19 protein-coding genes and 1 pseudogene are annotated in these 22,412 nt (G+C 71.1%); 15 read left to right on the top strand and 5 right to left on the bottom strand.

The annotated features are described in order from the left end of the window. Positions 1-171 precede the first annotated feature (171 nt). The 5 genes from OG858_RS10830 to OG858_RS10810 all read left to right on the top strand — a co-directional run bounded on the left by OG858_RS10830 (position 172) and on the right by OG858_RS10810 (position 7,552). Positions 172-1,650, top strand: coding sequence for a hypothetical protein (locus OG858_RS10830; RefSeq protein ID WP_086750782.1), 1,479 nt, complete (start codon positions 172-174; stop codon positions 1,648-1,650). Positions 1,651-1,900: 250 nt separating this feature from the next. Then, positions 1,901-3,415: an alkaline phosphatase PhoX gene (locus tag OG858_RS10825; RefSeq protein WP_086750783.1), complete on the top strand. Its 1,515-nt coding sequence runs from the start codon at positions 1,901-1,903 to the stop codon at positions 3,413-3,415. Between the two features lie 481 nt (positions 3,416-3,896). Beyond that, positions 3,897-5,483: a TROVE domain-containing protein gene (locus tag OG858_RS10820; RefSeq protein WP_319316977.1), complete on the top strand. Its 1,587-nt coding sequence runs from the start codon at positions 3,897-3,899 to the stop codon at positions 5,481-5,483. 137 nt (positions 5,484-5,620) lie between these two features. After that, positions 5,621-6,487, top strand: coding sequence for a GntR family transcriptional regulator (locus OG858_RS10815; protein ID WP_319316981.1), 867 nt, complete (start codon positions 5,621-5,623; stop codon positions 6,485-6,487). Between the two features lie 45 nt (positions 6,488-6,532). Further along, positions 6,533-7,552, top strand: a complete 1,020-nt coding sequence (locus tag OG858_RS10810; RefSeq protein ID WP_319068054.1) for a 1-aminocyclopropane-1-carboxylate deaminase — start codon at positions 6,533-6,535, stop codon at positions 7,550-7,552. A gap of 281 nt (positions 7,553-7,833) precedes the next feature. On the opposite strand, the gene OG858_RS10805 is transcribed toward OG858_RS10810, so the two are convergent. The 3 genes from OG858_RS10805 to OG858_RS10795 form a co-directional block, all read right to left on the bottom strand. After that, positions 7,834-9,045: a TerD family protein gene (locus tag OG858_RS10805; RefSeq protein WP_319068076.1), complete on the bottom strand. Its 1,212-nt coding sequence runs from the start codon at positions 9,043-9,045 to the stop codon at positions 7,834-7,836. Positions 9,046-9,118: 73 nt separating this feature from the next. After that, positions 9,119-9,340, bottom strand: coding sequence for a hypothetical protein (locus OG858_RS10800; protein WP_086749576.1), 222 nt, complete (start codon positions 9,338-9,340; stop codon positions 9,119-9,121). A 237-nt stretch (positions 9,341-9,577) separates the two neighbouring features. After that, a complete protein-coding gene (locus OG858_RS10795; RefSeq protein WP_086749574.1) occupies positions 9,578-10,387 on the bottom strand; it encodes an NAD-dependent epimerase/dehydratase family protein in 810 nt (269 codons plus the stop codon). A gap of 240 nt (positions 10,388-10,627) precedes the next feature. On the opposite strand from OG858_RS10795, the gene OG858_RS10790 reads away from it, so the two are divergent. Both OG858_RS10790 and OG858_RS10785 read left to right on the top strand, forming a co-directional pair. After that, positions 10,628-11,584 (top strand): 5-dehydro-4-deoxyglucarate dehydratase, encoded by a 957-nt coding sequence (locus OG858_RS10790; protein ID WP_319318043.1) that lies wholly within the window; start codon positions 10,628-10,630, stop codon positions 11,582-11,584. After that, positions 11,581-12,747, top strand: a complete 1,167-nt coding sequence (locus tag OG858_RS10785) for a hypothetical protein (RefSeq protein ID WP_319265102.1) — start codon at positions 11,581-11,583, stop codon at positions 12,745-12,747. The genes OG858_RS10790 and OG858_RS10785 overlap by 4 nt, the downstream gene beginning before the upstream one ends. Positions 12,748-12,794: 47 nt before the next feature. Here the strand turns inward: OG858_RS10785 and OG858_RS10780 are convergent, their stop codons facing one another. Both OG858_RS10780 and OG858_RS10775 read right to left on the bottom strand, forming a co-directional pair. Continuing rightward, a complete protein-coding gene (locus OG858_RS10780) occupies positions 12,795-13,256 on the bottom strand; it encodes a hypothetical protein (protein ID WP_319265099.1) in 462 nt (153 codons plus the stop codon). A gap of 94 nt (positions 13,257-13,350) precedes the next feature. Further along, a pseudogene (locus tag OG858_RS10775) lies at positions 13,351-13,686 on the bottom strand (MFS transporter); the annotation flags it as partial. A gap of 219 nt (positions 13,687-13,905) precedes the next feature. Between OG858_RS10775 and OG858_RS10770 the strand changes: the two are divergent. From OG858_RS10770 to OG858_RS10735, 8 genes are all read left to right on the top strand, one after another. After that, a complete protein-coding gene (locus OG858_RS10770) occupies positions 13,906-14,499 on the top strand; it encodes a TIGR03086 family metal-binding protein (protein WP_319068053.1) in 594 nt (197 codons plus the stop codon). Between the two features lie 193 nt (positions 14,500-14,692). After that, positions 14,693-15,442 carry an MBL fold metallo-hydrolase gene (locus OG858_RS10765; RefSeq protein ID WP_060907336.1) on the top strand — a complete coding sequence of 250 codons (750 nt, stop codon included), beginning with the start codon at positions 14,693-14,695 and terminating at the stop codon, positions 15,440-15,442. 238 nt (positions 15,443-15,680) lie between these two features. Continuing rightward, the gene (locus tag OG858_RS10760; RefSeq protein ID WP_086748056.1) at positions 15,681-16,355 is read left to right on the top strand and encodes a GntR family transcriptional regulator; all 675 of its coding nucleotides are present in this window, start codon (positions 15,681-15,683) and stop codon (positions 16,353-16,355) included. Between the two features lie 97 nt (positions 16,356-16,452). Further along, a complete protein-coding gene (locus tag OG858_RS10755) occupies positions 16,453-17,364 on the top strand; it encodes a dihydrodipicolinate synthase family protein (protein WP_086748057.1) in 912 nt (303 codons plus the stop codon). Then, positions 17,352-19,091, top strand: a complete 1,740-nt coding sequence (gene araD, locus OG858_RS10750) for an L-arabinonate dehydratase (RefSeq protein WP_086748058.1) — start codon at positions 17,352-17,354, stop codon at positions 19,089-19,091. The genes OG858_RS10755 and araD overlap by 13 nt, the downstream gene beginning before the upstream one ends. Positions 19,092-19,273: 182 nt before the next feature. Then, complete coding sequence (locus OG858_RS10745) at positions 19,274-20,209, top strand: carbohydrate ABC transporter permease (RefSeq protein WP_086748059.1); 936 nt, start codon at positions 19,274-19,276, stop codon at positions 20,207-20,209. Continuing rightward, positions 20,206-21,108, top strand: a complete 903-nt coding sequence (locus tag OG858_RS10740; protein WP_086748060.1) for a carbohydrate ABC transporter permease — start codon at positions 20,206-20,208, stop codon at positions 21,106-21,108. The genes OG858_RS10745 and OG858_RS10740 overlap by 4 nt, the downstream gene beginning before the upstream one ends. Beyond that, the gene (locus OG858_RS10735; protein ID WP_319265088.1) at positions 21,105-22,412 is read left to right on the top strand and encodes a pectate lyase family protein; all 1,308 of its coding nucleotides are present in this window, start codon (positions 21,105-21,107) and stop codon (positions 22,410-22,412) included. The genes OG858_RS10740 and OG858_RS10735 overlap by 4 nt, the downstream gene beginning before the upstream one ends.

The raw sequence follows: 22,412 nt of genomic DNA, 5'->3' as shown, positions 1-22,412 counted from the left end.
TCCTGGCAGGTACATGAACCGGGCGGCATGGGGCCAAATCCGTCTAGGCTGAGCGGCTGCGTACGCGTACCCGTACTCGTTCGCGTACCGCTCATGGGAGCCCCTCCGCAGGGGCCGCCCGAATCGATCGGCAGTCGTTCGTCACCACCCGTCCCGAGGAGATCCCCACCGATGTCAGACAGCTCGCCACTGCCGCCGGTGCGGCTTCTCTCCGAAGCGGAGCTTGCGCGGGAGGCGCTCGCCACACCGCTGCTCTCGCGCGCCGCGCGGCTCGCCCGCTGGGCCGGGCCGGACACGCGTGTGGGTGCCGGGGGCGAACTCGTCGACGAGCAACTGTCCGCCGCCGCCGAGGCGATCGGGCTCACCGGCGCGGGCGTCGACGTGGCCGACGCGGCGGCCTCGGCCAGTGAGGCCTGGCGAGTGGCCGTGGACACCGGTCTCGTCGAGATCGTGAACCCGGATGAAGGGGAGGCGGGGACGGTCACCGTGGGCGAGGACCTCGCACTCCTCATCTCCGGCGGCCCACAGGACGTGCTCGGCATCTGGCTCACGGCCCTGGAGACCGCCCTCGCCGACGCGAGCGTGCCCGACCTCGACGGTCTCGTCGACGCCATGGACTCCGGCGGCGAGATCGACTTGTCCGAACTGGACTGGGACCCCGAGGCCGAGGCGGACTTCCTCGACGGAGTGCTCGGCAACCTCTACCTCCTCACCGTCAGCGAGGACGGCCCCGAGGGACCGGTGCCGCTGCCCGCCCTCGCCGCCTCGATGATCGTCCCCGACGACATGGGAGAGCCCACCAACGACGTACTGGAGCAGGTCTCGGACGCGATGATGCGGCTCGACGACCAGTTCCGGGTGCTGGAGCCGGTCGGGCTGGTCGAGTACCAGCCGGTGGACGAGGCGCTGATGACGGACGCGGAGGAGGCCCCCGCCGAGGGGCCGGGCGCGCCCTCCCCCGACGACACCGACGTCACGCGGTACGGCATGGTCCGGCTCACCCCGCTCGGGCTGTACGGGATGCGGCTGCGGCTCCAGGAGGCGGGCGTGCCCGCGCCCGCGGTCGGGGAACTCGTCGACAAGGGCGCGGACGCGCTGCTGGACGGCACCGCCGGGTTCCCGCCGGCGGCGGCCCAGGCCGAGACCGAGCAGTGGCTCGCGCGCCGGGAGTCGCCGGCCGCCGCCCGCGAACTCCTCGCGGCAGCCCGAGGCTCCGACGCGGGCGCCCCGCTGCGGCGGCTGCGCTGTCAGCAGGCGCTGTCCCTCGTGGGGGCCGTGGCCGAACCGGCCCTCCGGGAGGTTCTGGACGACCCCGAGCTGGGCGGGCTCGCCCGGGTGTGGCTGACCGAGCACGGCGCCGCCGACGTGCCCGCGCCGTCCGAGGCCATGGTCTTCTGGCTGACCATCGACACGGTCGCCGCGCAGCTCGCCGCGGAGGGGAACTCCGCGGAACTGCGGGCGCTGGTGGAGGGGTTGGCGGCGCAGCACGGTTCGTTCTTCGCGGCGGCCTGGCGGGTGGACCATCCGGCGACCCCCGATGTCCTTGAGGCGATGGGGCGGATCCACCCCGACAAGAGGGTGGCGAAGGAGGCCCGCAAGGCGGCGTTCAAGGCGCGGTCGCAGAAAGGGCCGGGCGGAGGCGCCCAGTAGCTCGCGGGTGCCTGTGGGTTGGCGGGTGCGGGTGAGCGGGGGCTCGTCGCGCAGTTCCCCGCGCCCCTGAGGAGCGAAGTAGGGGCCGCGCCCTGTTTCGCTTCTCAGGGGCGCGTCCCTTCGGTGGTTCACCGAAGCCGGGGGTCTCGCGTCGCCCGCCGTTCAACCGGCGTTCAAGCGCGAGCGCGACCGTGTGGCGCGACAGCTCGGGTCCGCCCCCACGGTCATCCACCGCCACGCAGGAGACAGCATGCCGCTCACCCGCAGGGACTTCGCCAGACGATCCGCGGTCACCGGGGCCGGTATCGCGCTGGCGGGCAGCGTAGGCGCGCTCGCCACCGCGCCGAACGCCCTCGCGTCGACGGACACGGACCTGGACCTGGACGCGGTGGCCGACCACGGCGACGCGACCGGCGACGCCACCGAGCGCGGGGCGGACCGCCACGGTGGAGTCGGATACGGGCCGCTCGTGCCCGACCCCGAGGGCATCCTGGCGCTGCCCGCCGGCTTCAAGTACCGGATCATCACGTACAGCGGGAAGACGAAGCTGGAGTCGGGCGAGTTCACGCCGGGCAAGCACGACGGCACCGCGGCCTTCCCCGGCCCCCGCGGCACCACCCTCCTCGTCAACAACCACGAGCTGAAGGGGCCCCGGGCCAACTGGGAGTTCCCGGTGCCGCTCACCGAGGGACTGGTGTACGACCCGGCGGCCGCCGGCGGCTGCACCGTGGTGGAGGTCCGGCCCGACGGGCGCGTCGCCGAGTGGGTCGGGATCGCGGGCACGTCCACCAACTGCGCGGGCGGCAGCACCCCGTGGGGCACCTGGCTCACCTGCGAGGAGAACTCCGACCGGGCCGGCGTCAACGGCATGACCAAGGACCACGGGTACGTCTTCGAGGTCGACCCCTGCGACCGCCGTGCCAACCGCGCCCCGAAGCCCCTGAAGTTCTTCGGCCGCTACGACCACGAGGCCGTCGTCATCGACCCCGGGCGCGGCCACGCCTACCTCACCGAGGACGCGGCGGCCCCCAACGGCCTCTTCTTCCGCTGGACCCCGCCCCGCGGATTCATCTACGGCCCCGGGAAGTTCCGTACCCTCGCCGACGACGCGGGCGTCCTCCAGGCCCCCAGGTGCTACGACTCCGGCGGCCGGTTCGTCGACGACCTGTCCCGCGCCACGAAGGCCGGCACGGTGTACGGGGTCGACTGGATCGACGTCCCCGACCGTGACGCGAAGACCGTCGCCGTGCGCAAGCAGTTCGCGGCCACCGAGATCACCCGCGCCCGCAAGCTGGAGGGCATGTGGTGGGGCGACGGCGGCGCGTACATCGTCTCCTCCTACGCCCGTGCGGAGAGCCCCGGCGCCGCGCACGACGGCCAGGTCTGGTTCTACGACCCCAAGCGCCGCACCCTGACCCTGAAGGTCCTGCTCGGCGTCAATCCCGACCCGTCCGTGGACGGCGCGCTCGACGGCCCCGACAACATCACCGTCTCCCCCTACGGCGGCATCATCCTGGCCGAGGACGGCGAGGGCGTCTCGCACCTGTTCGGCGCCACCGACAGCGGCCGTACGTACCCGATCGCCCGCAACGACCTGGCCATCGCATCAGCTGCTGCCGCAGCGGGCGGCACCGAGGACGAGCCGGAGTACAGCGAGTTCGCCGGCGTCACCTTCTCACCCGACGGAAAGACCCTGTACGCCAACATCCAGACGCCGGGAATTCTGCTCGCGATCACCGGTCCGTGGAAGCGGCAGAAGCGGTAGTTAATTCATTGGCCCGGCCCGCGGTGCGCCTCCTAGAGTGATGCGTGTCCAGGTGCGAAGGCAGGACCTACTTCCACTTATTATGGGGCGGCCGCGGGTTCGATTCCCGCCACCGGTACCAACACGCCGGTGTAGCTCAGAGGTTAGAGCACCTACGTCGGTTCCGCCGGCTTCGATCTCTGGACACCCAAACTTCATGCACCTCCCGGTGCGATCCGATCTCGGGAGGCGCGGCAGACGGTGGGTGCCCGGTGCGCAGGCAGCGGATACTTCGGGAGCTGGTGGGGGTAACTCCTCGTGCGGGTTCAAATCCCGTCATCGACTCAGGGTCGGTGTGGCGGAACGGCAGACGCGCCAGTTATGAGCACCGCCGCCGACTTCGACCTCGGGCACCTTCCCTTTGCCGCGCCTCCCCCTGAGAAAAGAAACCTGAAACAGGGATTCCACGCACGAAGTGCTGAAGAATTCGGGGGAGTTCATCATGGCGCGATTCAACACGAAGGCCGGCAAGGCACAGCCCACCTCGCGGGTCACCTCCACGGGGCGTGTGCTCCGTACGTACGAGGGCGGCCGAGGCCGTGAGCGGGACGAGCGCTCGGAGCTGTTCCTGCTGTCGATCGCCAACTTCGTCGCGCAGAAGACCTTCTACGAGAGCGGCGAGGACCGCGACGACCGGTTCGCCGCGCTCGTAGGCCGGCTCGCCGTCACCGACCCGGGGTGGACGGCCGGTCTCCTCGGCTGGCTGCGCGGCGAGGGCAACCTCCGTACGGCCTCCATCGTGGGCGCCGCCGAGTACGTGAAGGCACGGCTCGACGCGGGCGTCACCGACGGGCCCACCAACCGCCAGGTCGTCGACTCGGTGCTGCGGCGCCCGGACGAGCCCGGCGAGCTGCTCGCCTACTGGACCTCCCGGTACGGCCGGAACATCCCCAAGCCGGTGAAGCGGGGCGTCGCCGACGCCGTACGGCGGCTCTACAGCCCCAAGTCGCTGCTGAAGTACGACACGGCGTCCAAGGGCTACCGCTTCGGCGACATCCTCAACCTGGTGCACGCGGCGCCGGACCCGGACAAGCCGTGGCAGGGGGACCTGTTCCAGTACGCCCTCGACCGGCGCCACAACCCGGACACGGCCGTCGTGCCCAGGTCTCTGCCGATGCTCGCGGCCCACCGTGACCTGATGGAGCTGCGGCCCGCCAAGCGGCGCAAGGTCGTGACCGGAGCGCACGGCGCCCGGCGCCTCGCGGACGCGGGCATCACCTGGGAGGCGCTGGCGGGCTGGCTGCAGGGGCCGATGGACAAGGCGGCCTGGGAGGCCGTCATCCCGTCCATGGGTGCCATGGCCTTGACGAGGAACCTGCGGAACTTCGATCAGGCGGGTGTATCGGACGAGGTCGCGGCGCGGGTCGCGGCGCGGATCAGTGACCCGGCGGAGGTCGCACGCTCGCGGCAGTTCCCGTTCCGCTACCTCTCGGCGTACCGCCACGCGCCCTCGCTGCGCTGGGCGTACCCGCTGGAGCAGGCGCTCGGCCACTCGCTGGCCAACGTGCCCGCGCTGCCCGGCCGGACCCTGGTCCTGGTCGACCGCTCGGGCTCGATGTTCGGCTCGCGGCTGACCGACCGCTCGTCGCTCACGTACGCCGACGCGGCGGCGATCTTCGGCACGGCGCTCGCGCTGCGGGCGGCGGACGCGGATCTCGTCGAGTTCGGGAGCACGAGCCGGATGGTGAAGTTCGGTGCGGGCGAGTCCGTGCTGAAGATCATCGGGCGGTTCGGCGACCTGGGCGGCACCGACACGACCGAGGCCGTCCGCCGCCACTACCGCAAGCACGACCGGGTGCTGATCGTCACCGACGAGCAGGCGACCTACAGCCACTACGGCGACCCGACCCGGCAGATCCCGGCCCACGTGCCGGTCTACACCTGGAACCTCGCCGGCTACCGGGCGGGCCACGGCCCCTCCGGCAAGGCGAACCGCCACACCTTCGGCGGGCTCTCGGACGCGGCTTTCCGGATGGTGCCGCTGCTCGAGGCCGCCCGAGACGCCGACTGGCCGTGGGCGGCCAAGTGACGGCGGTCCTGGCGGTCGCAGAGTGACTCCGGTCCGTGGGCCGGTGGCAAACGGGGGGTGAGTGTGGCCCGTGTCCCATGGGGGATACGGGCCACACTCTTGTTCGTGGGTCGTACTGACATCTAACATTTCAGTTCATGGAGGCCATACGACCGGTCGGGCGCACCCTGCTGAGGGACCGCGCCTACCAAGCCATCCGGGACGCCATCGTGGCCGGGGAGATCGAGCCGGGCGCGGTGGTCCGGGACGCCGAGTTCGCGGAGTTGCTGGGGCTGTCGCGGGCGCCGGTGCGGGAGGCGTTCTCCCGACTGGTGGACGAGGGCCTCCTGGAGAGCAAGCCGCAGAGCTATACGCGGGTCACGCCCGTCGTCGCCGCCGATGTGCGGGACGCGGCCGCCGTGGTCGGCGCCATGCACGAGCTGGCCACCCGGACCGCTGTTCCCCGGCTGTTCGCGGCGGACGTCGAGACGATGCGCTCGGCCAACGCCCGGTTCGCGGCGGCCGTCCGCACGGGAGACGTCGACGCGGCCCTGGTCGCCGACGACGCCCTGCACGACGTCCTTGTCCGAGTGAGCGGCAACCGCGCGGCCGCTTCCACCATCGCCCGCTACACCCCGCTCATCCGCAGACTGGAGCGACGGCGATTCGGCGAGGGCGGCAACTGCCGCTCGGCCGGACTGCACGAGCAGTTGATCGAGGCCTGCGCGGCCGGTGACACGGACGAGGCGGTCCGCGTCACGGCGGAGATCTGGCGCGGCCTGGCCGCACTCGCCGACGGCACGACCGGCGAGCCGGTCGACGGCCCGACCGACGGCCCGATCGACGAGCCGGTCGACGGCACGACCGGCGAGCCGGTCGAGGCTTCGTGCGATGAGCGGACCGGATCGAGCGGCGGGCCGGTCGCTGAGTCCGCCGAGGAGCCGGTCGATGCATCCGCGCGTCGGCCCGCCCACGAGCCAGCCCACGAATCCGTCGACGTGCCGGTGCGCGAAGCGGGCCACTGACCCGACCGACCTCGCCCCCCCACCCCACTCCACCCGGGAGAACCCGTGTCCCTTTCTTCCTTCGAGCGCTACCCGCTCCTCTTCGGGCCCTCGCCGGTCCACCCGCTGGAGCGGCTGACCGCCCACCTCGGCGGCGCCTCCGTCTGGGCCAAGCGAGAGGACTGCAACTCCGGCATCGCGTACGGCGGCAACAAGACCCGCAAGCTGGAGTACCTCGTCGCCGACGCGCTCGCCCAGGGCTGCGACACCCTCGTCTCCATCGGTGGCGTGCAGTCCAACCACACCCGCCAGGTCGCCGCCGTCGCCGCCCGCGCCGGGCTCAAGTGCGTGCTCGTGCAGGAGAGTTGGGTGGACTGGCCGGACCCCGTGTACGACAAGGTGGGCAACATCCTGATCAGCCGGCTGGCCGGGGCCGACGTGCGGCTCGTCCGGGCCGGCTTCGGTATCGGCTTCAAGGAGAGCTGGGAACTGGCGCTCAGAGATGTCGAGGAGGACGGTGGCAAGCCGTACGCCATCCCCGCCGGCGCCTCCGACCACCCCCTCGGTGGCCTCGGCTTCGCGGGCTGGGCGTACGAAGTCGCCGAGCAGGAGCGGGAGTTGGGCGTCTTCTTCGACACGGTGATCGTGTGCTCGGTGACCGGCTCGACCCAGGCGGGCATGGTCGCCGGTTTCGCCGCGCTGGAGGAGGCGGGCGGACGGCCGCGCCGGGTGCTCGGCATCGACGCCTCGGCCAAGCCGACCCCCACCCGCGAGCAGATCGCCCGTATCGCCCAGAACACCGGGCAACTCATCGGCGTCAAGCGGAAGTTGACCCTGGCGGACATCGAGTTGGACGAGCGCTACCACGCTGGGATCTACGGTGTCCCGGACGACGCCACACTCGTCGCCATGCAACTCGCCGCGCGCACCGAGGGCATGGTCACCGACCCCGTGTACGAGGGCAAGTCGATGGCCGGGATGGTCGACCTGATCGAGCGCGGCGAGATCGGCCCGGAGTCCACCGTCCTGTACGCCCACCTCGGCGGCCAGCCCGCGCTGAACGCGTACAGCGGAGTGATCCAGTGACGCCGGAGGCGCTGCTCCGGAGCTGATCCGGACATCGGAGCCTCTGCCGGACCCGGGCGCCGGAGCCTGACCCGGCGTCTGGCCGGATGCCGCGCACGGCGTGCGGGCGGACGATCGGCAGAGGGCGCCGGCGCGGCGAGCGGGCGCCGGCCCGAGGGTGCCCGTTTCCCTGGGCCGCCGGCAGCCGGGGACGGTTCTCGGCTCTCGCCGGAGGGCTTCCCGCCGGTCGGGCAGCCGGGCGCACCCTCCTCGGGGACGCCCGGCGTTGTGCGGATGTGCCCTCAGAGTGCCTGTGCGGCCGGCTTCACCATCCCCCTGACCGTGCGGGACTTCACGAAGTCGCCCATCGCGGTCATGTCCCACTCGCCGGAGAACTGCTTGATCAGCTTGGCCATCATCACGCCGGTCTGGGCCTCGGCGTTGGTGAGGTCGAAGCGGACCAGCTCCTCGCCCGTCGCGGCGTCGAGCAGGCGGCAGTAGGCCTTGGCGACCTCGGTGAACTTCTGGCCGGAGAAGGAGTTGACCGTGAAGACCAGCCCGGTGACCTCCTGGGGCAGCCGTCCGAGGTCGACCACGATCACCTCGTCGTCCCCGCCGCCCTCGCCGGTGAGGTTGTCACCGGAGTGCTTGATCGCGCCGTTCACGATCGAGAGCTTGCCGAAGTAGCAGCTGTCGATGTGGTTGCGCTGCGGGCCGTACGCGATGACCGACGCGTCGAGGTCGATGTCCTTGCCCCGGTACGCAGGCTCCCAGCCGAGGCCCATCTTGACCTGCGAGAGCAGCGGGCGGCCGCCCTTGACCAGGGAGACCGTCTGGTTCTTCTGGAGGCTGACGCGGCCCTTGTCCAGGTTGATCTTGCCCGCGCCGGGGGCCGGGGCCGGGGGTGCGGCCGGAGGGGCGGGGGGTGCCGGGGGCGCGGTGACACGCGGGTCCATGGACGGGGCGGGCGGTGCCGCCGGGGGCTGCATGGTGGGGGCGGGGCGAGCCGGGGCCGGGGCGGGCTCCTCGACGGTGACGCCGAAATCCGTCGCGATGCCCGCGAGCCCGTTCGCGTACCCCTGGCCGACCGCGCGGGCCTTCCACGCGCCGTTGCGCAGATAGATCTCCACGATCACCAGGGCCGTCTCCGTGCCCAGTTGCGGCGGGGTGAACGTGGAGATCACGGAGCCGTCCGCCGCGTTGCGGATCGTGGCCGTCGGTTCGATGCCCTGGAACGTCTGGCCCGCCGCGTCCGGGCTGGCCGTGATGACGATCTTCTCGATGCCCGGGGGGACGGCCGTCGTGTCCACCGTGATCGAGTCGGGGGTCGTACCGCCGCCGGAGCGGTACGTCACGCCCGGACCGGTCGGCTGGTTGAAGAAGATGAAGTCGTCGTCCGAGCGCACCTTGCCGTCGGCGGTGAGCAGCAGGCCCGATACGTCGAGCCGCACGGGCGCGGCGACGTCCACCGCGACGCGGGTGGCGGGCAGCGGGATGTTCGAGCCGGGGGTCATAGCGGTCATGCGTGGTGAACGATTCAGGCCGCTTTACCGTTCCCTTACCCACGCTGCCTGGCGGCCGTTCGGGTCAGCGGCGGTTGCGGGGGTGGTCCCGGGCCGTGCGCTCGTTGCCCCGCCGGTAGTTTCCGGTCCAGCGGGCCATGACCAGCTGCGGGTCGCCCGCCACCACCTCGGCGAGGAACCGGGCGGCTCGCGGACCGCGCAGCGTCGTGGCCGCGCGGCCGTGGTGGTCGATCGTCACCGTGCCGTCGGAGTGCTGGGTGTGGGTGAATCCTTGGGGACGTGGCATGTCCCGGATGGTAGGGGCCGGGGTGGCGGCAGCCCAGCGAATTTCGGTCACCCGGCCGTCCCCGGTGGTCCCCGGCCGTCCCGCGTGCCCCGATCGCGGCCCGTCGCCCGCAGAGGTCGTGGTGGCCGGTACGGCAGTAGGAGCGGGCGGGCACGATCGGTGCCCGCCCGCTCCTTCCGTACGTCGGTACGGCCCTCGTATCCCGTACGACGTACGAACCCGGGTGAGCCCGGTCGCTCAGTACGGCCAGATCGGCGGGTCGCTCACGAAGTGGCCGCCCAGGTTGGCGTGGGCCACGTTCTCGGGGTCCAGTTCGCCCTGCTCGGCGATCAGCTTCTCGGCGTACGGCTCGGAGTCGTCCTGGGGCTCGTAGCCGAGGGCGCGGGCGGTGGAGAGGTCCCACCACAGGCGGGTGTTGGCGGAGGAGCCGTAGACGACGGTGTGGCCGACGTTCTCGGCGGTCAGGGCCGCGTCGAAGAGGCGGGCGCCGTCGGCCGGGCTCATCCACAGGGAGAGCATGCGGACGCTGGTGGGCTCGGGGAAGCACGAGCCGATGCGCACGGAGACCGTCTCCAGGCCGTGCTTGTCCCAGTAGAGCTGGGCCAGGTCCTCGCCGAAGGACTTGGACAGGCCGTAGAAGGTGTCGGGGCGGTGCGGGGTGTCGACCGGGATCAGCGGATCCCTGCCGATCGGGCGCGGCGTGAAGCCCACCGCGTGGTTGGAGGACGCGAAGACGATACGGGGGACGCCCTCCGCGCGGGCGGCCTCGTACAGGTTGTACGTCCCCTCGATGTTCGCCCTGAGGATCTTCTCGAAGGAGGCTTCCAGGGAGATGCCCGCGAGGTGGATGATCGCGTCGACGCCCCGTACGGCCTCGCGCAGGGCGTCCTTGTCGGCGAGGTCGGCCGTGATCGCGTCCGGCGCGCCCTCGACGGGCAGCAGGTCCATCAGGCGCAGCTCGTAGCCGTGGGCCGGGAGCAGGTCCCGCATCAGGGTGCCGAGACCACCGGCGGCGCCGGTGAGCAGAACGGTGCGGGGAGCGGGCATCCGTGGATCTCCTTGCATCGCCATCTGTGCACATGGGCGTCCGACATTCACATTCATGGACACGCTAGGGAGTGTGGGTCCCGTGCGTCAAGTGTGGCGCCGAGACGTGAAATCGCTGGTGCGGCGCGCGTTGCCCGGCTTGACCGGCCGCAAGGGGGCGCCTTAGCGTGCTGTTGTTCAGAAATGTAAACACTGATCAGTGACATGGACTTGGGAGAGCCTGTGGACTTGGCAGAGCCCGTGACGTCGGCACCTCTCGCCGCCCGGCTCATGGTCCCCAGCGGACCACTGTTCTTCCCCGTCACGGCGTACGGCCCGGACGGCGCGGTCGATCTCGACGCCTACCGCGCGCACGTACGCCAGGGCGTCGAGGCCGGGGCGGCCGCGGTCTTCGCCTGCTGCGGCACCGGCGAGTTCCACGCGCTCACGCCGGAGGAGTTCCAGGAGTGCGTACGGGCCGCCGTCGCGGAGACGGCCGGCCGGGTGCCGGTGGTGGCCGGCGCGGGCTACGGCACCGCCCTCGCCGTGTGCTATGCGCGTCTGGCCGAGGAGGCCGGTGCCGACGGCCTCCTCGCCATGCCGCCGTACCTCGTCGTGGCCGCTCAGGAAGGGCTGCTGCGCCACTACCGGGAACTCGCCGCGGCGACCTCCCTCCCCGTCGTCGTCTATCAGCGCGACAACGCCGTGTTCACGCCGGAGACGGTGGTCGAACTGGCCCGCACGGAAGGGATCGTCGGCCTCAAGGACGGCGTCGGCGACCTGGACCTGATGACGCGGATCGTCAGCGCGGTGCGTGGCGAAGCCCCCGGCCCGGACGACTTCCTCTACTTCAACGGCCTGCCGACCGCCGAGCTGACCCAGCCCGCCTACCGGGCCGTCGGGGTCCCCCTGTACTCGTCGGCCGTCTTCTGCTTCGCACCGGAGATCGCCCTCGCGTTTCACAGGGCGCTCGGCGCGGGAGACGATGCGATCGTGGAACGGCTGCTCGACGGCTTCTACCGCCCCTTCGTCGAACTCCGGGCCCGGGGACGCGGCTACGCCGTGTCGTTGGTCAAGGCCGGGGTACGGCTACGGGGGCTGGACGTGGGAGAGGTACGGCCGCCGCTGCACGAGCCTGCCGAGGAACACGTCAAGCAGCTGGGCCAGTTGATCGAGCGCGGTCACGCGCTGCTGGAAGAGTGCCAGGAGGGCAAGTGAAGGCGTCGACGTTCGTCTACCCGTGGGACGTCAACGGGGATCCGGCCGCCGCGGAGCGCATCGCGGGGCTGGGCGTGCGGCAGGCGACGCTCGCCTCCGCCTACCACTCCACCCGCGCGCTCACCCCCCGCCACCCCCGGCAGCGCATCGTCACCGCCGAGCACGCGGCCGTGCTGTATCCGCCGGGTGCGCGTTGGCGAGGCCGTACGCTGCGGCCGTACGCGGCGGGGGAGTGGGCCCCCGGCGACGCGTTCGGGGAGGCGGCGACGGCGCTCGCGCACGCCGGTCTCGAAGTGCACACCTGGGTGGTCCTGGCGCACAACTCCCGCCTGGGCGCCGAGCACCCCTCGACCTCCGTGGTCAACGCGTACGGGGACCGGTATCCGTGGGCCCCGTGCGTCGCGCAGGGAGCGACCCGTGAGTACCTCGTCGATCTGGCGGTGGAGGCGGCGGTCCGGCCGGGCGCGCGCGGCACGGAACTGGAGTCGCTCGGCTGGTACGGCATCTCCCACCTCCACGCCCATGACAAGACGGGCGGGGTCGGGCTCGGGGACGCCGGGCAGTACCTGATGTCGCTCTGCTTCTGCGGCACCTGCCGCGACGGGTACGCCGAGGCCGGGCAGGCCCCGGACGCGCTGGCGGCGGCCGTGCGGGAGGCGTTGGAGCCGCTGTGGAGGGGCGAGGGCGTCGACGAGGGCTGGCCGGCCGTCGAGAAGCTCCTCGGCGCGGACCGGGCGGCGGCCACGCGGGTGTGGCGCGACGCGATCGCCCGCTCGCTCCAGGAGGAGACGGTGGGAGCGGTCCGCGCCGCCGCGCCCGCGGGCTTCCAGATCCTGCTGCACGCGGACCCGGTCACGTACCACTGCGGGGCGAACCCCGGCGTCGACCCCGCGCACATCCTGGGCGTCGCGGACGGGGTCGTCGTGCCGTGCGCGGGCGGACCGGGCCTGCTGCCCGCCTTCGCCGGGGCCGGGGCGAAGGGCGCCGTGCTGGCCGCCAACTTCGGCATCGTGTCGGGCATGGGCGGCAGCCCGGTCACCCTGGCCGAGGACGCGGGGCGGGCCGTGGCGTTGGGCGCGACCGAACTGCGGCTGTATCACGCGGGGTTGGCGTCGGACCAGGACCTGGCGGCGGTGCGGGAGGCGTTGACGGCGGTGGGGTGAACCGTCGGGTTCACCCCACCGCGCACCGACCGGGCCGGGCCGTCGGCTCAGCAGGCGATGACGTACCAGACCGGGGTCCAGAACACGTCGTTCTTGTCGGGAGCGTCGATGGAGAACATCCAGGCACCGTTCACGTCGTAGAAGTGCGCCCTGGTGCCCGGCGTCTGGTTGTTGTGCAGGGAGCCCCAGCCCAAGAGGTTGGGCAGGGTGTACGTCCTGCCGCACGTGGTGTAGTCGAATCTGTTGCCGTTCCCGCCCTTCCCGCACACGTAGTAGTACGCGCAGTTCAGCGAGGCGGCGACCGCGCCGGACCCGGCCGCTTCGGGTACGACGGCGTTCTTCATCTGGGCCGCCGTCAGCGACGGCTGCCGGGCCTCCTCAGAGGTGAGGACGCCGCCGCCGGCGTCGGCGCTGTCGGTGTGGGCGGCGGCCGTACCGTTCAGCCCGACCGTCGAGGCCGCGATCGCCGCTGCCGCGAACAGTGCCGCGGCCAACTTGCGTAGTGCCATGAGAAATCCCCTCCCTGTGCCGCCAACTCGCGCTCCAAGTACGGCGGTCGGCGGTTCTTCACCATCGATCACCGGCGCCGGACAGGCAACCCCTGAGCCACAGGTCGCCCGGGGTGTCCACGGCGAAGAGGGCGAGGAGGAGGGCTGCCAGGCCCAGATTGGTGGTGATGAGGAGGGCGCGGCGGTGTGGGCGGTCCGCGCGGGTGCCCAGGAGGGGGCCGGCGAGGAGCGGGGCCCACAGGGCGAACGCGCACAGCGCCGCCAGCGCGTCCGAGCCGGTGAGGTCCTTGACCCGGACGCCCGCGACCAGCCACATCGCCGACGAGCCGAGGCCCGAGACCACCACTGCGGCCAGGTACGGCCCCGCGTCGCGGTCCCCGAGGACGCGTCCGGTCCGCCAGGTCGTGCGGGTCGTGGGTGTGGATGTCATGGCTGGTGATCGTGGTGCTAAGGACCCGCCGTCCGGATCGGGCGGATGCCCTGGGAATCGTCGCCGGGAGGGGTGGGCGCGGGCGAGCGATGAGTTTTCGGGGCGTCGAGGGTCTACCTGACAAGGGAGACACAGGCCTCCGGCCCAGTTTCGAGAGCCACCCAAGAAGCACCCGAGAGCCACCCGAGAACCACCCGAGAACCATCCGAGGAGCACCGCATGACAGACCACGCCCCGATCCCCCTCGACCTCGCCCCACAGGCCCGCATCGTCGCCCGCCTCGCCCAAGGCGTCCGCGACGACCAGCTCTCCGACCCCACTCCGTGCCCGGAGTACGCCGTGCACAACCTCCTCGGCCATCTGCTCGGCCTGGCCGTAGCCTTCCGTGACGCGGGCCGGAAGGATCTGGGGCCGACGACGGACACCAACCCGCAGGCGGCACTGCCCGACGTCGGACCGGGCTGGCGCGAGGCTCTGCCGCAGGTTCTCGACGAGCTCGGCGCGGCCTGGCGGGACGCGGCCGCATGGACGGGGGAGACCCGGGCGGGCGGGGTGCCGCTGCCGGGGGCGATCGCCGGGGCCGTGGCGGCGGACGAGCTGGTCGTACACGGCTGGGACCTCGCGCGGGCGACCGGTCAGGCGTACGACCCCGATCCGGCTGCCCTCGCCGCGACGCACCCCTTCCTCGCCGCCTCGGTCGACGATCCCTCGCGCGGCGACATCTTCGGCCCCGTGGTGCCCGTGCCGGACGACGCGCCGCTGCTGGACCGCGTGATCGGGCTGAGTGGACGCGATCCGATCTGGAAGCCGTAGATTCCCGCTACGGGACGACGGGACGACGGGGGGACGGGACGACGGGGGGACGGGACGACGGGGGGACGGGACGACCGAACGACGGGACGACCGAACAGCCCGCGCCGCCGACCGTCGGGACGCCGTAGGCGCATCCAGGACAGAACCCGCAAACGCGGCGCGCGCGCCCGCCCGCCTCCGTACGCTCCCGGACATGCCCCTGAGCCTCACCGTCCTCGGTACCGCCTCTCCGCACCCCCGCCCGGGCCGGCCGGCCTCCGGATACCTGCTGCGCGGCGGGGGCGCCGAGATATGGGTGGACGCGGGGTTCGGGACGTTCGCCGAGTTGCAGCGGCACACGGATCCCACCCGGCTCACGGCGATCTGGATCTCCCATCTGCACGCGGACCACAGCGCGGATCTGGTGGCCGCGACGTACGGGTTCGCGTACGGCGGCCTCACCCTGCCCGCGCCGCTGCCCGTCTACGCGCCCGGCGACTGCGCGGGGCGGCTCGCGGGCTTCTTCGGGCGGCCGGACACGGCTTTCCTGAGCGGGGTGTTCGACTTCCGCCCCCTGTACGACGGTCATTCGGTCCGGCACTGGAATCTGACCCTCACCGCCCGCGCCGTGGTGCACGACGTGGAGTCCTACGGGCTGCGCGCCGAGTGCCAGGGGCGGGTCTTCGCGTACTCGGGTGACAGCGGTCCGTGCGACGCGCTCGGTCAACTGGCCGCCGGTGCAGACCTGTTCCTGTGCGAGGCGGACGTCGACACGCATCGCGAAGGCGAACCCCGGGTGCATCTCACCCCGGAGGAGGCCGGGACGTACGCGAAGAGCGCGAGCCGGCTGCTGATCACGCATGTGGGGCCCACGCTCACCCCGGAGGGGGCGACCGGGCGGGCGGCCGTCGTCTTCGGCGGGCCGACCGAGAGCGCGCGTGAGGGCGACACCAAGATCGTGTGACAGCAGAACCGTCGGCAGAACCGTCGGCAGAACCGTCGGCAGAGCCTTCGGCAGGGCCGTCAGGAAGGCCTAGGGCATCAAGATCGCGTGGCGGCGGCCACATCTTCTTTTGTCGGAAGCATTGACGAAACACGGAGCCCCTCCCTACCTTCAACGCGTCGTACTTCGTACGTCATATATGAGACGCGATACGTGAGATCCCATATGGAATCCCATACGTGAGAACCGAGAGGCGCGCATGACCTCTGTGCCCATGCCGATCCCGTCCCGCACGCAGTTCGTGCTGGAGGGGATCAAGCACCGCATCCTCACCGGGCAGTTGACGCCCGGTCAGGCCCTGGTCGAGACCGAGCTGGCCGCGCAGTTCGGCGTGTCCAAGACGCCTGTGCGCGAGGCGCTCAAGACGCTGGCCGGGACCGGGCTCGTCGTGATGAACCAGTACAAGGGCGTCACGGTGCGCATGGTGGACGCGGACATGGCGCGCGAGGTCTACGACGTACGACTGCTCCTGGAGCCGGAGGCCCTGCGGCGCTCGGTGCGGCGCGGTGCCCCGTGGAACGCGGCGAGTGACGCGCTGGCCAGGGCCGACGAGGCTTCGGACACCGCCGAACGGTCGCTGGCCAACCGGGAGTTCCACCGCGCGCTGTACGTGCCGTGCGGGAACCCGCTGCTCGGCCGGATGCTCGACGAGGTGCGCGACCAGGCCGCCCTGGTGTCGGCCGTCGCCTGGGCCGCCGACCCGTCCTGGGAGCGGGAGGCCGCCGAGCACCGGGAGATCCTGCGGCTCGCCCTCGACGGCGACGCCGACGGCGCGGCCGCCGCCCTGCACGCACACATCGCCTCGTTCGTCGAACGGGCCTTCCCCGGGGCCCGCGAGGAACAGCAGGCCCACCAAGTTCAGCAGGCCCAGTAAGCCCCCGAGTCCACGAGGCACGGCGAGCCCGCCCGACGCGGCGGACCCGCCAGCCCTCCGCAGTCCTCCAAGAAGTCCTTGCAGAGGAAGGTCATCAATGAGCAGCGTGACGTTCGAGACCCAACGGGCGGCTCTGGCCGACGTGGTGGCCATCCCGGTGACTCCGTTCGCCGAGGACGGCACCGTCGACCAGAGCGCCCACCGGGCCCTGCTGCGTCGGCTGCTCGACGGAGGGATCACCACCCTCACCCCGAACGGCAACACCGGCGAGTTCTACGCCCTCACCCCCGAAGAGCGGCGTCTCGTCACCGAGCTGACCATGGACGAGGTCGGCGACCGGGCCGTGATCCTGGTCGGCGTCGGGCACGACGTGCCGACCGCGATCGCCTCCGCCGAGCACGCCCGCGAGATCGGGGCGCAGATGGTGATGGTCCATCAGCCGGTGCACCCCTACGTGTCGCAGGACGGCTGGGTCGACTACCACCGGGCCATCGCGGAGGCCGTGCCCGAGCTGGGCGTCGTGCCCTACATCCGCAACGCGCAGCTCACCGGTGTCCGGCTCGCCGAACTCGCCGACACCTGCCCGAACGTGATCGGGGTCAAGTACGCCGTGCCGGACGCCGCGCGGTTCGCCGCCTTCGCCCGTGACGCGGGCCTGGAGCGCTTCGTCTGGGTGGCCGGTCTCGCCGAGCCGTACGCGCCCTCCTACTTCTCGGCCGGTGCCACCGGCTTCACCTCGGGGCTGGTGAACGTCGCCCCGGCCGTCTCGCTGAACATGATCGAAGCGCTTCGATCGGGTGACTTCCCGGCCGCCATGAAGGTCTGGGAGCAGATCCGCCGCTTCGAGGAGCTGCGCGCCGCCAACGGCTCCGCCAACAACGTCACCGTCGTCAAGGAGGCCCTCGCCTCCCTCGGCCTCTGCCGCCGCGACGTCCGGGCCCCCAGCAGGCACCTGCCCGAGGGCGAACGCGCCGAGGTCGCCGCCATAGCCGCCGGGTGGTCGATGTGAAGAAGCCGGAAGAACTCAGAAGCCACCAGTGGTACGGCAGCGGCGTCTCGTCGGGGTTGCGCTCCTTCAGCCACCGCGCCCGCACCCGCCAGCTCGGCTACCTTCCCGAGGAGCACCTCGGCAAGCCGGTCATCGCGATCCTCAACACCTGGTCCGACATCAACCCCTGTCATGTGCACCTCCGGGATCGCGCACAGGCGGTCAAGCGGGGTGTGTGGCAGGCGGGTGGCTTCCCGCTGGAGTTCCCGGTCTCGACCCTCTCCGAGACCTTCCAGAAGCCGACCCCGATGCTCTACCGCAACATGCTCGCGATGGAGACCGAGGAGCTGCTCCGCTCGTACCCGGTCGACGGGGCCGTGCTGATGGGCGGCTGCGACAAGTCGACACCCGCGCTGCTCATGGGTGCCGCGTCCGTCGACCTGCCGGCCGTGTTCGTGCCCGCCGGGCCGATGCTGCCGGGGCACTGGCGCAACGAGGTCCTCGGCTCCGGCACCGACATGTGGAAGTACTGGGACGACAAGCGCGCCGGGCTCATCGGCGACTGCGAGATGACCGAGCTGGAGTCCGGTCTCGCGCGCTCGCCGGGCCACTGCATGACGATGGGTACGGCGTCCACGCTCACCGCCGCCGCCGAGGCGCTCGGCGTCACGGTCCCGGGCGCGTCCAGCATCCCGGCCGTCGACTCGGGCCACGACCGCATGGCCGCCGCCGCCGGGCTCAGGATCGTCGAACTGGTCCACAAGGACCGGAAGCTGAACGACATCCTCACCGCCGACGCCTTCGAGGACGCCGTCACCACCGTCCTCGGACTCGGCGGCTCGACCAACGCGGTCATCCATCTCATCGCCATGGCCGGCCGCGCGGGTGTCAAGCTCACCCTCGACGACTTCGACCGCATCGCCCGTACCGTCCCGGTGCTCGCCAACGTCCGCCCCGGCGGCCAGAGGTATCTGATGGAGGACTTCCACTTCGCCGGCGGCCTCCCCGGCTTCCTGTCCCGGATCACCGACCTGCTCCACCTGGACCGGCCGACCGTCGCGTTCGACACGATGCGTGAGCAGCTCGACGGCGCGCTCGTGCACAACGACGACGTGATCCGTACCCGGGACAACCCGGTCGCCACCGAGGGCGGGGTCGCCGTCCTGCGCGGCAACCTCTGCCCGGACGGCGCGGTCATCAAGCACATCTCCGCCGAGCCGCACCTGCTCAAGCACACCGGTCCTGCGGTCGTCTTCGACGACTACCGGACCATGCAACGGACCATCAACGACCCGGAGTTGGGCATCACCGCCGACAGCGTGCTGGTGCTGCGCAACTCCGGACCCAAGGGCGGACCGGGCATGCCCGAGTACGGGATGCTGCCCATCCCCGACCATCTGCTGAAGCAGGGCGTACGGGACATGGTGCGGATCTCCGACGCCCGGATGAGCGGGACGAGTTACGGCGCCTGCGCCCTGCACATCGCACCGGAGTCGTACGTCGGCGGACCCCTCGCCCTCGTGCGCACCGGCGACTCGATCACCCTCGACGTCGAGGCCCGTAGCCTCCAACTCAACGTGGACGAAGAGGAGTTGGATCGCCGGCGGGCGGACTGGACCCCACCGCCCACCCGCTACGAACGCGGCTACGGCGTGCTCTACAACGACCAGATCACCCAGGCGGACACCGGCTGCGACTTCGAGTTCCTGGCCAGACCGGGCAAGGTCCCGGACCCGTACGCGGGCTGAACACCCCGATCCCGGGCCCTCGACGGGCGCGGGGAACCGCGCGACCAGCCAGAACGCACCCGCACGCGCCACACGACCGCAAGAGGCACCCCGTATCGCGCGAACCAGCACACCCACGCACAGCGAGAAAGCGCTTCCTGCACGACGACGTACGACGACGTACCAGAAACGGAGCCCCAGTCATGGCCCAAGCCGCAGCCGTGGCGAAACCGCCCGCGCCACCCCGGCGGCGCCGTGCCTCCGCGACACCGCGCAGGCTGCCCTACCTGCTGATCGCCCCGGCCGGCCTGCTCATGCTGGGCTTCATCGCCTACCCGGTCATCAGCGTCTTCTACTACAGCCTGCAGCACTACAACCCCACCAAGCCCTGGCGGAACGGCTTTGCCGGCTTCGACAACTTCGTCCACGCCTTCACCGAGGACCCCCTGTTCTGGGACACTCTCGTCTTCAGCGCCAAGTGGGTGCTCGTCGAGGTCTCGCTGCAGCTGCTGTTCGGTCTGGCGCTCGCGCTGATCGTGAACCAGACGTTCGTCGGGCGGGCGGTCGGCCGCGCGCTGGTCTTCTCGCCCTGGGCCGTCTCCGGCGTACTGACCTCGGCGATCTGGGTGCTCCTCTACAACTCCCAGACGGGCATCACCCGTTACCTCGCGGACATGGGCATCGGTGAGTACGGCACCAGCTGGCTCTCCGACACCTCCACCGTCTTCTCGGCGGCGATCGTCGCCGACCTGTGGCGCGGTGTCCCCTTCTTCGCGATCCTCATCCTCGCCGACCTCCAGTCCGTCTCGAAGGACCTGTACGAGGCCGCCGAGGTCGACGGCGCCAGCCGTGTCCGGCAGTTCCTGCACATCACGCTGCCGCACCTGAAGGACGCGATCATCCTCTCCACGCTGCTGCGCGCGGTGTGGGAGTTCAACAACGTCGACCTCCTCTACACGCTGACCGGCGGTGGGCCGGCGGGTGAGACCACGACGCTCCCGCTCTACATCGCCAACACCTCGGTCGACGCCCACAACTTCGGCTACGCGTCCGCCCTGACCACGGTCGCGTTCGTGATCCTCCTCTTCTGCTCGATGGTCTATCTGCGGCTCAGCAAGTTCGGAGGCGAGTCCAAGTGATCACCAAGGACGCCGAGAAGGTCGCTCCGCCGCGGCCCGCGCCCGTTGCCGAGGAGCCCCCGCAGCGGCCGGGCAAGGTGCGCCGCGCCTGGGACGAGGTCCCGCGCTGGCAGATCTACCTGCCGCTGGGGATCTACCTGGTCTTCACCCTCGTCCCCTTCTACTGGATCCTGCTCTTCGCGCTGCGCAAGCCCGGCTCGACCTCGCTGGTGCCGTGGCCGATCACGTTCGAGCACTTCGAGAAGGTGTGGAACGAGCGCAGCTTCGGGGTCTACTTCCAGAACAGCGTGCTCGTCGGTGTCGTCACCCTGCTGATGACCACGCTCGTCGCCCTGGCCGGCGGTTACGCCCTCGCCCGCTTCGACTTCAAGATCAAGCGCGGGTTCATGCTGGCGCTGCTGTGCTCCCAGTTCGTGCCGGGCGCGCTGCTCCTCGTCCCGCTGTTCCAGATCTTCGCCGAACTGCAGATGATCAACTCGCTCGGCAGTGTCATCCTCGCCGAGACGGTCTTCCAGCTGCCGCTGTCGATCATCCTGATCAGCAACTTCATCAAGAACGTGCCGTACACGCTGGAGGAAGCGGCCTGGGTGGACGGCTGCAACCGGTTCACCGCGTTCCGGGTGATCGTGCTGCCGCTGCTGCGGCCCGGTCTGATCGCCGTCGGCTCCTTCGCCTTCGTGCACTCCTGGAACCACTTCCTGTTCGCCCTGATGTTCCTCAGCAACCAGGACAAGCAGACCATCCCGGTCGGCCTCAACACCCTGCTCAGCGCGGACAGCGTCGATCTTGGCGCACTGGCGGCCGGCGGCATCATCGCCGCCGTACCGGTGGTCATCGTCTTCGCCTTCATCCAGAAGTGGCTGATCACGGGCTTCAGCGCCGGGGCGGTGAAGGGATGACCGTACGCAGGAGAGCCGTTCAACTCGTCGCTCTCGCGGGGGTGTTGGGCGCCACGCTCACCACCCCGGCCGGGGCCGAGGCCCAGGACATCGGCCGGGACACGCTCGCGGCGGACGACGGCTGGGCGGCCGCCGACGGTGGTACCACGGGGGGTTCCACCGCAGACGACGCCCATGTCTTCACCGTACGCAACCGGAGCGAGTTGGTCCGCGCGCTGGACGGCGGCAGCGCCACTCCGAAGATCATCCGGATCGCGGGGACCGTCGACGCCAACACCGCCGACGACGGGGACCGGCTCGACTGCGCCGACTACGCGACCGACGGCTACGACGTGAAGGAGTACCTGGCCGCGTACGACCCGCGTACCTGGGGCTCCGCCAGGCCCAGCGGCCCCCAGGAGGAGGCCCGCCAGGCGTCGGCGGCGAAGCAGGCCGAGCGGATCCAACTGGCCGTCGGCCCCAACACCACGATCATCGGCCTGGGTTCGTCGGCGGTCCTGAAGGGCGCCAGTCTCCAGCTCACGGGCGTGGACAACGTCATCGTCCGCAACCTCGAACTCCGCGACGCCTACGACTGCTTCCCCGTCTGGCAGCCCAACACCGGCGGCCTCGGCGACTGGAAGACGGCCTACGACAACATCTGGGTGCGCGGCTCCAGCCATGTGTGGATCGACCACGTCACGATCTCCGACAAGGGCCACCCGGATGCGGACGAGCCGACGTACTACGGCCGCAACTACCTCCGTCACGACGGCCTGCTCGACATCACCAACGCCTCCGACCTGGTCACCGTCTCGTGGAGCCGCTTCGTCGACCACGACAAGGGGATCCTGATCGGCAACGGCGACACGGCGACGGGCGACCGGGGCAAGCTCCGGGTGACGCTGCACCACAACCAGTTCGAGAACGTCGTACAGCGCGCGCCGCGCGTCCGCTTCGGACAGGTGCACCTCTACAACAACCGGTACGTCGTCCCGGCCGACGCCCACGACTACCGCTACTCCCTGGGCGTCTCCACCGAGTCCGCCGTGTACGCCGAGAACAACGCCTTCACCACGCCCGGCCATGTCGAGGCCGCCGACCTGGTGAAGAGCTGGAACGGCACCGCTCTGCACCAGACGGGCACCCTCTTCAACGGCTATCCGGTGGATCTCCTGGCCATCCACAACGCCTACAACTCCGGCAGCGAGCGTGACCTCACGGCCGACGTGGGCTGGACGCCTACCCTGCACCAAAAGATCGACAGCGCCGGGAAGGCCGCCCGAGAGGTGGCACGCGGCGCGGGCGCAGGGAGGATCCGATGA

Source organism: Streptomyces europaeiscabiei (assembly GCF_036346855.1).
GTDB classification, from domain to species: domain Bacteria; phylum Actinomycetota; class Actinomycetes; order Streptomycetales; family Streptomycetaceae; genus Streptomyces; species Streptomyces europaeiscabiei.
This window is presented reverse-complemented; position numbering and strand designations above follow the sequence as displayed.

Bases quoted from the DNA above. Each gene is read 5' to 3' on its own strand.
- OG858_RS10830 (WP_086750782.1), top strand. From the start codon at position 172: ATGTCAGACAGCTCGCCACTGCCGCCGGTGCGGCTTCTCTCCGAAGCG.
- OG858_RS10825 (WP_086750783.1), top strand. From the start codon at position 1,901: ATGCCGCTCACCCGCAGGGACTTCGCCAGACGATCCGCGGTCACCGGG.
- OG858_RS10820 (WP_319316977.1), top strand. From the start codon at position 3,897: ATGGCGCGATTCAACACGAAGGCCGGCAAGGCACAGCCCACCTCGCGG.
- OG858_RS10815 (WP_319316981.1), top strand. From the start codon at position 5,621: ATGGAGGCCATACGACCGGTCGGGCGCACCCTGCTGAGGGACCGCGCC.
- OG858_RS10805 (WP_319068076.1), bottom strand. From the start codon at position 9,045: ATGACCCCCGGCTCGAACATCCCGCTGCCCGCCACCCGCGTCGCGGTG.
- OG858_RS10800 (WP_086749576.1), bottom strand. From the start codon at position 9,340: ATGCCACGTCCCCAAGGATTCACCCACACCCAGCACTCCGACGGCACG.
- OG858_RS10795 (WP_086749574.1), bottom strand. From the start codon at position 10,387: ATGCCCGCTCCCCGCACCGTTCTGCTCACCGGCGCCGCCGGTGGTCTC.
- OG858_RS10780 (WP_319265099.1), bottom strand. From the start codon at position 13,256: ATGGCACTACGCAAGTTGGCCGCGGCACTGTTCGCGGCAGCGGCGATC.
- OG858_RS10770 (WP_319068053.1), top strand. From the start codon at position 13,906: ATGACAGACCACGCCCCGATCCCCCTCGACCTCGCCCCACAGGCCCGC.
- OG858_RS10765 (WP_060907336.1), top strand. From the start codon at position 14,693: ATGCCCCTGAGCCTCACCGTCCTCGGTACCGCCTCTCCGCACCCCCGC.
- OG858_RS10760 (WP_086748056.1), top strand. From the start codon at position 15,681: ATGACCTCTGTGCCCATGCCGATCCCGTCCCGCACGCAGTTCGTGCTG.
- OG858_RS10755 (WP_086748057.1), top strand. From the start codon at position 16,453: ATGAGCAGCGTGACGTTCGAGACCCAACGGGCGGCTCTGGCCGACGTG.
- OG858_RS10745 (WP_086748059.1), top strand. From the start codon at position 19,274: ATGGCCCAAGCCGCAGCCGTGGCGAAACCGCCCGCGCCACCCCGGCGG.
- OG858_RS10735 (WP_319265088.1), top strand. From the start codon at position 21,105: ATGACCGTACGCAGGAGAGCCGTTCAACTCGTCGCTCTCGCGGGGGTG.